This window comes from Streptomyces sp. NPDC046197 (genome assembly GCF_040646295.1).
GTDB lineage: Bacteria > Actinomycetota > Actinomycetes > Streptomycetales > Streptomycetaceae > Streptomyces.
The window spans coordinates 280,856-291,796 of record NZ_JBEYZY010000008.1 but is presented as its reverse complement, the minus strand read 5'-3'; the positions used below and the strand labels follow the sequence as shown (position 1 = coordinate 291,796).

General features: G+C 71.7%; 9 protein-coding genes. 3 read left to right on the top strand and 6 right to left on the bottom strand.

The annotated features are described in order from the left end of the window. Positions 1–110: 110 nt before the first annotated feature. From AB0A61_RS14755 to AB0A61_RS14745, 3 genes are all read right to left on the bottom strand, one after another. Positions 111–1,970 carry a M1 family aminopeptidase gene (locus AB0A61_RS14755; protein ID WP_361291525.1) on the bottom strand — a complete coding sequence of 620 codons (1,860 nt, stop codon included), beginning with the start codon at positions 1,968–1,970 and terminating at the stop codon, positions 111–113. A 236-nt stretch (positions 1,971–2,206) separates the two neighbouring features. Beyond that, positions 2,207–2,848, bottom strand: coding sequence for a DedA family protein (locus AB0A61_RS14750; protein ID WP_361291566.1), 642 nt, complete (start codon positions 2,846–2,848; stop codon positions 2,207–2,209). Between the two features lie 36 nt (positions 2,849–2,884). Further along, complete coding sequence (locus tag AB0A61_RS14745) at positions 2,885–3,259, bottom strand: STAS domain-containing protein (RefSeq protein WP_361291564.1); 375 nt, start codon at positions 3,257–3,259, stop codon at positions 2,885–2,887. 277 nt (positions 3,260–3,536) lie between these two features. Here AB0A61_RS14745 and AB0A61_RS14740 point away from each other — a divergent pair, with 277 nt between their 5' ends. Then, on the top strand, positions 3,537–4,352 hold the full coding sequence (locus tag AB0A61_RS14740) for an SDR family oxidoreductase (protein WP_361291523.1): 816 nt from the start codon (positions 3,537–3,539) through the stop codon (positions 4,350–4,352). Between the two features lie 4 nt (positions 4,353–4,356). Here AB0A61_RS14740 and lpdA read toward each other — a convergent pair whose 3' ends face one another. Further along, positions 4,357–5,778, bottom strand: a complete 1,422-nt coding sequence (lpdA, locus tag AB0A61_RS14735; RefSeq protein WP_361291521.1) for a dihydrolipoyl dehydrogenase — start codon at positions 5,776–5,778, stop codon at positions 4,357–4,359. A gap of 157 nt (positions 5,779–5,935) precedes the next feature. Beyond that, complete coding sequence (locus AB0A61_RS14730; RefSeq protein WP_361291519.1) at positions 5,936–7,120, bottom strand: PP2C family protein-serine/threonine phosphatase; 1,185 nt, start codon at positions 7,118–7,120, stop codon at positions 5,936–5,938. 110 nt (positions 7,121–7,230) lie between these two features. On the opposite strand from AB0A61_RS14730, the gene AB0A61_RS14725 reads away from it, so the two are divergent. After that, the gene (locus AB0A61_RS14725; RefSeq protein WP_361291517.1) at positions 7,231–7,620 is read left to right on the top strand and encodes a hypothetical protein; all 390 of its coding nucleotides are present in this window, start codon (positions 7,231–7,233) and stop codon (positions 7,618–7,620) included. A 325-nt stretch (positions 7,621–7,945) separates the two neighbouring features. Next, positions 7,946–9,346, top strand: coding sequence for an MFS transporter (locus AB0A61_RS14720; protein WP_361291515.1), 1,401 nt, complete (start codon positions 7,946–7,948; stop codon positions 9,344–9,346). Between the two features lie 116 nt (positions 9,347–9,462). Here AB0A61_RS14720 and AB0A61_RS14715 read toward each other — a convergent pair whose 3' ends face one another. Beyond that, positions 9,463–10,788 (bottom strand): diacylglycerol kinase family protein, encoded by a 1,326-nt coding sequence (locus AB0A61_RS14715; RefSeq protein WP_361291562.1) that lies wholly within the window; start codon positions 10,786–10,788, stop codon positions 9,463–9,465. Between the last annotated feature and the right edge of the window lie 153 nt (positions 10,789–10,941).

Genomic DNA, 10,941 nt, shown 5'->3' with positions numbered 1-10,941 from the left:
GGAGGGGGGGGCGGTGTGTCGGGTGGCGGGGGGCCGGGCGGGGCCCCGGCGGCCCCCCGCCCCGCCGCGGGCGACGCCGGGAGACGTCGGCCGCGGCGCGCCTGTGGTGGTCAGCCGTCGATGCGGTGCGTGGTCCAGAACGAGGTCAGGTCCGTGGTCGTGGCGGCCTGGGCGGCCGCCTTGAACTCGGCCGTGGTGGAGACTCCGTACCAGTGCGAAGTGGCGTAGTCCTTCAGCAGTTTGGCCATCGCGGTGTCACCGAGGACACGGCGCAGGTCGTGCAGGGCGCACTTGCCGTAGCCGTAGACGACGGTGGAGTACCGGGAGGAGTGGGCGTCCCAGTAGGCCATGGAATTGGTGATCCTCTCCGCCGTCGAGGCCCAGGAGACGCTGTTCCAGCAGTCGCTGCCGGTCCTGTTCAGGGCCAGGTCGGTGGCGTAGTCGGCGAACGCCTCGTCGAGCCACGGGCTGTTGTACTCGTCGTCGCCGACGATCCCGTACCACCACTGGTGGCCGATCTCGTGGGTGAGCGCGGTGGTGCTGACCAGGTCGAGGACGAACCCCGGGTACTCCATGCCGCCGAACCAGAAGTTGTTGTCGATCACCGCGTCCAACTCGCCGTACGGGTAGGCGCCGAATCGCGACGCATGGGTGTCCACGGCGTTCTTGGCGGTGGTGAGCATCGACTGCGCGTCGGCCGTGCCGATGCCCGAGACGGAGTAGACGTTCACCGCGGTGCCGCCGGGCGAGGTGCCGGAGATCTTGGTGAAGGGGCCGGCTGCCCAGGCGAAGTCGCGGACCTTGGCCGCGTTGGCGGTGGTGATGGTGCGTCCGCTGGAGCCGGGGGTGTCGGTCGATGTGCCGGTGGCCGGCACCAGGAGGGCGCTGGGGTGGTCGAGGGTCACCTTGAAGTCGGCGGCCAGTGAGTAGAACGACTCGCCGTTGTCGGTGTACGGATCCAGGTGCCGGCCGGCCCCGTCCTCGACCGCGAGGACGGGCAGGGCGTTGCCGATGAAGCTGTAGGCCCCGTCGTGGCCGAACCGGTCGGCGCCGCTGGGTACGGTGATGCCCAGGTCGAAGCCGACCGTGGCGCTCTGGCCCTGCGTCAGGGGCGTCGGCAGGGCGATCTCGAGGGCGGTGCAGTCGACCGAGAGGGCGCCCGCGGTGCCGCCGGAGACGTTGCTGACCGTGATCGGCATGGCGGAGCAGCTGCCGTGGTAGTTGTCCCACAGCCTGAGGTACACCTCGCCGAGCGCGGTGGCGGAGGCGTTGGTGAAGGCCACGCTCTCGTGGCCGGTCCAGACGGTGCCGTTGGTGTTGCTGCTGAGGCTGACGGTGTACGAGGGTGCGGCCGGTGTGCGTGTGGAGTCGCCCGGCGGGGTCGTGCCGCCGGAGGTGTCGAGGGCGACGTCGTCGAGCACAAAGCTCGTCTGGAGGCTGGAGTCCTCGGTGCCGGTGAAGGCCACGGTCACGGTCTGGCCCGCGAACGCCGAGACGTCGAACGACTTCTGTACGTAGCCGGTGTTCTTGTCCAGGTTGGAGTACGTCGCCAGCGTCGTACTGCCGATCTTCGCCGTCAGCCTGTCGTAGGCGGTGGACGAGGTGGTCTCCGCGGTGTCGATGTGCAGCCAGAAGGTGAGCGTGGCGCGGCTGCACCCGGCCGGGACGGTGACGCTCTGCGAGAGGGTGTCGGTATGCGTCCGGCCGGTACCGTCGAGCCAGGCGAACGCGCTGCCGCCGTGGGCGGTCTGGCCGGCGCGAGTGGTGATGACGCCGGTCGACGACTGACTCCAGGGCGAGGTGCCGCCTTCGAAGCCACCGTTGGCGACCACCTGTGCCGGGGTGCAGGTGACGGCCGAGGGGGCCGCGTACGGAACGGCTGCGGCCGGGTTGCCGGGGAGTGACACGGCGGCCGACGCGGCGACGGCGAGTAAGCCTGCGGCGAGGGCCTTGTGGGGGGTCGGTCTCACACGAAACTCCTTTGCGACGGCCGCGGTTACGGCCTGCTCGATGGCCGTCCGGCCGGTCGGGGTGCGCCGGAGGACGGCCGCGGGCTGCGCGTTTCGGTTGCGTGATCGCTGGGGTCGGATCCCGCTGCGTTCCCCTGGGGTCGGGGCGACGACTGACGGAAGAGTGACAGACCTGACAAGAACATGCCATTAGGTGGGTGGAAACCGTGCCCGATCCCGGCCGACCGCGCGGACCCTCACCGAGGCCGGCGACCGCGCCGCGTGCGCCGTGTCTCCAGCAGCAGAGGCAGGAAGGAGACGACGACGATCGCGGCGACCAGCGGCAGCAGGTAGTCGTCGACGCTCGGAACGGACGCGCCGAGCGTGTATCCCGCCAGGACGAGACTCTGGGACCACAGCAGGCCGCCGACCGCCTGCCAGAGGGTGAAGGTGCGCACGGGCACTCCCAGCGCACCGGCCGCCGGGTGCAGCACCGTCCGCACGATCGGGATGAAGCGGCCGATCACGATCGCCTTGCCGTAGCCGTAGCGGGCCAGCAGCCGCTCCGCGTGCGCCGACCCCCGTTCGAGGCGCTCCAGGCGCCGGTGCGAGGCACGGGCCAGGAGCGCCCGTCCGCCGTGCCGCCCGACCGCGAAACCCACCTGCCCCCCGGCCACGGCGCCGACGGCCGCGCAGACCATCACCTGCCACAACTCCAGCCTCGCCGGCTCCTGACCGCTGCCGGCGCACAGCACACCCGCCGGGAACAGCAGCGCGTCACCGGGCAGGAAGAAACCCACCACCAGCAGGCCCGACTCCGCGAAGATCACCAGCAGGACACCCAACGCGCCGAAGGCGGCCAGCACCGAGGCGCCGCTCGCCGGATTGACGGCGATCACCGTCTGGGTCCGCACCCGCCGGCAGCTGAGCCGACTTCAGTCATGAGGGCGCGGCCAGCGCGCCAGGCTGTCGAGCACCGGAGCGCTCTGCGTCGCCTCCTCCGGGGATTCGAAGATCTCGTAGGCCTCGTGCAGACCGCAGATCCTGAAGACCTTGAGCAGCCGGGGGGAGGGGCAGGCGATGCGCAGGGAGCCCTCGTGGTCGCGGATGCGTTTGGTGATCGCCACGACCGTGCCCAGCCCCATCGAGTCCAGGAAGGGAACGAAGCACAGGTCGAGCACGTAGTGGCGGTGCCCCTCACCGAGCAGCGCGATCACCGCTTCCCGGATCCTGGGAGAGGTGTGGATGTCCACCTCGCCGTCGACCTCGAGGACGGTCCAGCCGTTCACCACGTAGTAGCTGACGGCCATGCGGTCATTGCGGATGATGTTCGTTCGCATTGCCATCCTCTTCATGTCCTAGGACGGGCGAGGAACCCCGTCGTCTCGCCGGCCGTCGCTCGCGGATGGTCTCTGACTCCATACAAGCCGACTGCGCGCTGATCGCAAGCCGGAGCGTGACCGCAGCGCCGCGCGCCGCCCGGCCGTGGTGGGCGACGCGGTGACCGACCGGCCGCGCGGCGGGGCGTTCGCCGCTGTACGTAGGATCGAAGAGCCTGCTTCCCCATCGACGAGGAGCCCAACTACCATGGCCGACCAGCGTGTTGTCGTTGTCACCGGTGGTGGCACCGGCATCGGCTCCGCCACCGCCCGCCTGCTGCGTGCCGACGGACACCACGTGGTCGTCGGCGGACGACGCCCCGAGCCGCTGCGGCGTGTGGCCGACGAAACCGGTGCCCTGGCCCACCCCGTCGACATCACGGAGCCGACCGCCGTCGAGGACCTGGTCGAGACCACGGTGCGCCGCCACGGCAGGCTGGACGGACTGGTCCTGAATGCCGGCATCGGGCGCAGCGGCGCCGTGGGAGACCTGTCGGACGAGACGTGGGACACCGTGATGCGGACCAACGTGACCGGCCCCTTCATGCTGCTGCGCGCCGCTCTTCCGCACCTGCTCAGGACACGGGGATCGGTCGTCGCGGTCGCCTCCGTCTCGGCCCTGCGCAACGGCGCGGGCAATGCCGCGTACGCCGCCTCCAAGGCGGCACTGCTCCAGCTGTGCCGCTCACTGGCCGTCGACTACGGGCGTCAGGGGCTGCGCGCCAACACCGTGTGCCCCAGCTGGGTGCGTACGGAGATGGCCGACCGCCGCATGGCTCGCTTCGCCGAGGAGTCGGGGCTGGGCAGCGGAGTGGACAAGGCCTACGAAGAGGCGACGCAGCTCGTCCCCGCGGGACGCCCCGGCGACCCGTCCGAGGTCGCCGAGGCGATCGTCTGGCTGCTCTCGCCCGCCGCGTCCTTCGTCAACGGGGCGGTCCTCACGGTGGACGGCGGTGTCACGGCACTCGACCCGGGGACGGTGGCGTTCGACTTCGCCCTCAGCCCTCGCGACGGCAACCGGTGAGCGGCTAGAAGTTGATCATGTGGCCGGCGAGTCCGTGGACCGCCTCCTTGACCGCCTCGCCGAGCGTCGGGTGGGCGTGCACGTTGCGGGCGACCTCGTGCACGGTCAGGTCCCACTGCTGGGCCAGGGTCAGCTCGGGCAGCAGTTCGGTGACGTCGGGGCCGATGAGGTGGCCGCCGACGAGCTCGCCGTACTTCGCGTCGCTGATCAGCTTCACGAAGCCGGTGCTGTCGCCGAGCCCGTGCGCCTTGCCGTTCGCGGTGAAGGGGAACTTGGCGACCTTGACGTCGTAGCCCAGCTCACGGGCCTGGGCCTCGGTGTAGCCGAAGCTGGCGATCTGCGGCTGGCAGTAGGTGGCGCGCGGGATCATCACGTACTCCAGCTCCATGGTCTCCGCGTCCGCGATGGTCTCGGCGGCGACCACGCCCATCGCCTCGGCGGCGTGTGCGAGCATCAGCTTCGAGGTCACGTCCCCGATGGCGTAGATGTGCGGCACGGAGGTGCGGCAGCGGCCGTCGACGTCGATGGCACCGCGCTCGTCGACGCGGACGCCGGTGTTCTCCAGGCCGTAGCCGGTGACGTTCGGGGCGAAACCGAGTGCCTGGAGCACCTTGTCGGCCTCCAGGACCCGCTGCGAGCCGTCCCCGCCGGTGACGGTGACGCGCACCTGCGGTCCGGACTCGTCGATCGCGTCGACCCGGGTGGAGGCGAACACGTCGATGCCCAGCCTGCGGTACTGCTTGGCGAGCTCGGCGGACACCTCGGCGTCCTCCAGGGGCGCGATTCGGTCGAGGAACTCCACCACGGTGACCTTCACACCGTAGTTGTGCAGGATGTAGGCGAACTCGATGCCGATCGCGCCGGCGCCCGCGATGAGGATCGACTGCGGCAGGTCCTCCGCGAGGATCTGCTCCTCGTAGGTGACCACCCGGGAGGTGCGGCGGGTGCCGGGCAGCAGCTTCGGGGTGGCCCCGGTGGCGATCACGCAGTGGTCGAAGCCGATGGTGCGGTCGGAACCGTCGTAGCCCGCGACCTGGATCGTGTGCGGGTCGAGGAAGGTGCCGCGGCCGTCGACTTCCGTGATCTTGTTCTTCTTCATCAGGTAGTGGACGCCCTTGACCCGGCCGTCGGCGACCCTGCGGCTGCGCCGGAAGGCCTCGCCGTAGTCGAAGGTGATCTGTCCGTCCACCTTGATGCCGAAGGTCTTCGCCTCGCGGGTGACGATGTGGGCCAGTTCGGCGTTGCGCAGCAGGGCCTTGGTGGGAATGCAGCCCACGTTCAGGCAGACGCCGCCCCAGTACTTCTCCTCCACCACGGCGACGCGTCTGCCCAGCTGAGCGGCTCGGATCGCGGCGACGTAACCGCCGGGGCCCGCGCCGAGTACCACGACGTCGAAGTGCTCGTCCGGCTCGTCCTGCTCGTCCATGGGGAGGTCCTTCGCGTTGAGGCAGGGGACGCGAGGTCAATGCGGCGCCGCGGTCGGTCGGCCGTGATGGTGACCGACCCTCAGTCTTTCCCGGCCGCCGGGAGCCTGCAACGCGCGGGGCCGCCAGGGCCGGTCCGGCCTGCTCCGCCGACAGGCCCTAGCGCTGCACGGACCGGTGCGCGACGGAGGGATGACGGACCCGGTGGCCGGACCGCGGCGACTCCCGGGCCCCGGTGACCGGCTCACGGCGCACCACGACCAGGGCGGCGTCGTCGCCGAAGGTGCCGTCGCAGTACCTGACGATGTCCTTGCGCAGATGATCGATGATCGCGCCCGGGCTGTCCGTGTCCGGCCAGGCGGAGAGGCGGTCCAGGAGGGGGTAGAAACTGCCGTCGTCGGCGCGTGCCTCGGAGACGCCGTCGGTGTAGAGCACCAGCGTGTCCCCCGGCTCGAACGGGAAGGTGTCGACGGCTCCCTGCGGGGCCTGCGGCAGACAGATGCCGAGGGGAGTCGCGTACTGCCGGGGCGACAGGGCGGTCGCCTGCCCGGCGTGCAGCCGGATCGGTGGTGGATGCCCGCAGTTGAGGATGCGCAGCTCGGGCACGTCGGCGGGGATGTCGACCAGGAGGGCCGTGACGAAGGACTCCTCCGAGTCGGTACCCGCCCTGTCGGGCTGGGACAGGCTCCAGCACACGACCGCGCGCAGTTCGGCGCCCAGCTCGGTCAGCGTCGGCTCGCGGTAGGCCGCGCTGCGGAATGCTCCCAGTACCAAGGCCGAGTCCTCGATGGCGGGCAGGCCCTTGCCGCGGACGTCTCCGACCAGCAGACGGGTGCCGTGCCGGGTGGGTACGGCCGCGAAGAGGTCGCCGCCGATGCGGGCCTGGTCCGTGGCGGCCCGGTAGGCGCTGGCGATGCGCAGGGTACCGATGTGCTCGGGCAGGGGGCGCAGGACGACCTGCTGCGCGGCTTCGGCCACCGACCGTACCTGCTGCAGTTCCGCGCTGTGCCGTTCACGCAGCCGGCAGAAGAGCACGGTGAAGGCGGAGATCACGATCAGGGCGATGAGCTGGGACTCGTGGTTGGACGTGAAGAGGCTGTTACGGATCACGGAGATCGCCAGGAGCGCCGACACCGCGAGGCCGCCGATGAGCGCGGTGAGCCTGGAGCCGCCGAAGGAGGCGGTGAGCGCGGGCGCGACCACGAGCAACGGCCCGAGGTGAATGGTCTGTGGTGCAAAGATGTCGGCGACCGTGATCGCCAGGATCAGCACCACCGGGATCACCACGAGCGCCCGGTTGGACTGCCGTGACCAACCGACACCTTTGCCGGAGTGGCGTCGCATACTTACTGGATACACCCAGGCGTCGGCCCGCGCGTACTCCGTCGGCGGCGAAGGCCTCCCCGGCGGAGGGGTGCGGCGCCGGCCCTCCTGAGAGCTCCCCGAGGTGTGCCATGGCCCGTGCCCACCGATTCCACGTGGACCTGCAGGGTCACTCCGTCACGGTGCAGACGCCCGCCGGGCGCGAGACGGAGCTGCTCGTGGACGGAAAGGTGGTGGGCCACCGGCGGACGGCGGCGGGGCACCGCGGGACCAGGGTCGTGCTCTCGGCCGAACTGCCCGGGGACCCGCCCGAGCCCTTCACCGTGGTGTGCGACGCCGCCGGGGGCAAGGGCGGGACCGGCTCGTACGTGCTGGAGGTCGCGGGGCGCACTCACGCGATGCCTCAGACACCTGTCGAGCACCCCGCCGCGGGCCCGGCGCACTGGTTGCCGCCCCGGCTGCGGCGCATCCGCCGACTCCTCTACCGCAGCCTCCTGGCACGCACCGGCCAAGGACGGTGACCGCCGCCGCGGAGCGGCGGACCGGGGGACGGGGGACGGACGGAGACGGAGGACGGGGGCGAGGACGTTCAGCAGGCGTCGGGTGATGGCGGCGGAGCCGATGACGGACGTGGACACCACCACCACCACCACCGACGTCCTCGAGGAGCTCGACGAAACCCTCAACGCCGAAGGCGTCCTGGCGGATGTCCGCCCCGCCCTCGGGGACGGACATCCGCTGATCCGCCGTGAGTGCGGGCGGAGGTCACCCCAGGGGGGTGATGCCCCGCTTCGGTGCGGATGCTGGGATACCCGCGTGACCAGCACCGCGAGAGGCGGTGGACCCATGGATGAGGCGGCAGCCGTCCCCAGGACCCGGACCGGCACCCTGCGGCGGGCGTTGCTGCCGCTCGCCCTCGCACAGTTCATCTGCAGCTTCGCCGGCTCCAACATGAACGTCATGATCAACGACATCAGCAGGGACCTGAACACCACCGCGCACGGCGTGCAGATCGTCATCACGCTCTTCCTCCTGGTGATGGCGGCCCTGATGATCCCCGGCGGCAAGCTCGCCGACCGGTACGGCCGCAAGCGGTGTTTCACGACCGGACTCGCCGTGTACTGCGCCGGGGCCCTGCTGAGCGCCTTCTCCTGGGGGCTCGGGGCACTCATCGTCGGCAACTCGCTGCTCGAGGGCGTCGGTACGGCGCTGCTGATCCCGCCCGTCTACATCCTCACCACGCTCCTGTTCACGCAAGTGACCTCCCGGGCCCGCGCCTTCGGGGTCATCATGGCGTTCGGGGGCGTCGGCGCCGCCGCCGGACCGCTGATCGGCGGGCTCATCACCGCCTTTCTCGGCTGGCGGACGGCCTTCCTCTTCCAGGCGCTGGTGGTCGCCCTGATCGTCGTCCTCGGCCGCCGGATCGAGGACCCGCTGCCGCCCGACGCCTCCCGGTCCTTCGACACCGGCGGTGCGGTGCTCTCGGCCGTGGGCCTCACCCTCGTGGTCATGGGCATCCTCGCGGCGGACAACAACGGCTGGCTGACACTCGCCCTGCTGCTCCTGGGCGCCCTCGTCCTCGCCTGGTTCTTCCGCCACCAGCACGCCAGGGAGCGCTCGGGCCGCGAGCCGCTGCTGTCGACGAGCCTGTTCCGCAACCGCGTCTCCAACCTCGGTCTGGTCACCCAGTGCGCCCAGTGGCTGATGCTCATGGGCGTGTCCTTCACGGTGGCGGCCTACCTCCAGGTGGTGCGGGGATACGACGCGATCGAAACCGGGGTGATCTTCACCGCGGCCACGCTCGGCCTGCTCGTCTCCTCGCTGGCAGCCGAGCGGCTGGTGAAACGGCGCGCCCAACGCACGCTGATCATGGCGGGGTTCGTCGTCACCACGGCCGGGATCGTCATCCTGATCGCCCTGGTGCACGTCATCGGCAGCTCCTGGGCCTTCGTGCCCGGCCTGCTGCTGATCGGGCTGGGCCTGGGCGGGATGCTGACCCCGTCGGTCAACGTCGTGCAGTCGGCGTTCGACGAGGCGCAGCAGGGCGAGATATCGGGCCTGTCGCGCAGCGTGTCCAACCTCGGTTCGTCACTGGGCACCGCCGTGGCGGGCACCATCCTGGTCGCCGGCCTGAGCACCGGCGCCTACGCGGCCGCGCTGCTCGCGCTGGTGGTCGCGGGCTTCCTGGGCCTCATCGCCGCGGCACGCCTTCCCCGGAACCGGCCGCCGCAGAGCCGGGCCGGGTGACGTTCCGCGCCCCGTCCGTTCCTGTGGCGTTCCTCCGCTCCTGTGGCGTTCCGCGTCTCGCCCTGAGCCGTCCCGGGCCGTTCCCGGGCCGTTCCCGAGCCGTCGGCGCCGGAGGCTCAGCGTGCTGCCGCCGTGTGCCGCCGGCCCGGCGGGGTCAGCGCCAGGCGCATCACCCGGGGCCAGTCGGCCGGGGGCCGGTTCGGTGGCGTGCCCGGACGGCGGCGCGGGACCCGGACCCGCAGGGCACCCGGGTCCACCCGGCAGACCACGGGCGCGGGCAGCACGACGGACTCGCCGTCGATGCCGGCCGGGACGGTGGCCCCGTCGGCCTCGACGACCACTTCGCGCGCGGTCAGCCGGGTCACGCCCGAGTCCCTCGGGCCGCGCCGCAGCCGGGCCGGGAGCCGTACGGCCTGCCCGGAGTTGTCCACGCGTACGCACAGCACGCCCAGCTGTCCGGAGTCCAGGCGCTCCCGGAGCCCGGGGCGGGCCGAGTCGACGACGGGCCGGTAGGGGTTGTTGCTGACGAGCAGCGCCTGCAGACCCTCGGCATGCGTCTGTCCGGCCCGCATGCGCAGCCGGGGCGCGTCCGGGCCGGTGAGCAGACCGGGCAGCGCGTGCAGGGTCGTGCGCACCTTCTCGTCCCGGTAGGCGGGATCCCCGACCACGACCGCGTACGTCCCGAACGAGGCGTTGTTGACGAACACCCGGCCCGCGGCGAACCCCAGGTCGACGCGGAGTTCGACACCGTCGGTGAGCGCCTCCAGCGCGGCCGCCGGGTCGTCCCGGTCGAGGCCCAGATCCAGGGCGAAGTGATTGCGGGTACCGGCCGGAATCACCATGAACGGCACGTCGAGGCGGGCCGCGACCTCGGCGACCAGGGCCTGGGTGCCGTCCCCGCCGGCCACGGCCAGCAGATCGGCTCCCTCGTCCACCGCGCGCCGGGCCAGTTCCGCCACGTCCTGGTGCCGGTGCGGATCGAGCAGCACGACCCGGGCCCCGGCCTGCCGGGCCCTGTCCACCAGGTGGAAGCGCGCCACCTTGCCTCCCCCCGAGCGCGGGTTCATCACGATCCACGGGTGCCGCGGGGCCTCGACGGGCCTGTGCTCGCGGCCGCGCGCGGCCGCGCCGGCCCCGGGCGTCAGAGCGATCCGCGCGGCCGCCAGGGCCAGCACCCACAGGCCCAGGGACACACAGGCCGGCCACAGCATCCCGTGCGTGGCGTACAGGGCGAGGACCGCGAGCGGAGCGCACACCACCAGCAGCAGCCCCACGGCCCGGACAAGTCCGGTGTGGGCGAGCGTCCACCACAGCCCGGCGGCGGTCACGGCCACCCCCGCGAGGCCGATCAGCACCCACAGCACGCTCTTCAGCCCGGCGGCTACGAGCAGCACCAGCACGCTGCCGAGCAACGCCAGCAGCGCCAGCCGGGCCCACGTCACCGGATTCCGTACGGCGGCCGCGGGCTCCTCCTGCGGGGCGTGCTCGGCCCGCCCGGTCCGCGGGTTCCGCCCGATCCACCCGTGCCGCACGTCGAGCACCTCCCGGCCCTCTCACGCCACGAGGAAGGTGCGGCGCGACCTGCCCGGGGCACC

Excerpts from the sequence above, each read along its gene's own strand:
- AB0A61_RS14740 (WP_361291523.1), top strand. The coding sequence starts at position 3,537 with ATGGCCGACCAGCGTGTTGTCGTTGTCACCGGTGGTGGCACCGGCATC.
- AB0A61_RS14730 (WP_361291519.1), bottom strand. The coding sequence starts at position 7,120 with ATGCGACGCCACTCCGGCAAAGGTGTCGGTTGGTCACGGCAGTCCAAC.
- AB0A61_RS14745 (WP_361291564.1), bottom strand. The coding sequence starts at position 3,259 with ATGGCCGTCAGCTACTACGTGGTGAACGGCTGGACCGTCCTCGAGGTC.
- lpdA (WP_361291521.1), bottom strand. The coding sequence starts at position 5,778 with ATGGACGAGCAGGACGAGCCGGACGAGCACTTCGACGTCGTGGTACTC.
- AB0A61_RS14720 (WP_361291515.1), top strand. The coding sequence starts at position 7,946 with ATGGATGAGGCGGCAGCCGTCCCCAGGACCCGGACCGGCACCCTGCGG.
- AB0A61_RS14725 (WP_361291517.1), top strand. The coding sequence starts at position 7,231 with ATGGCCCGTGCCCACCGATTCCACGTGGACCTGCAGGGTCACTCCGTC.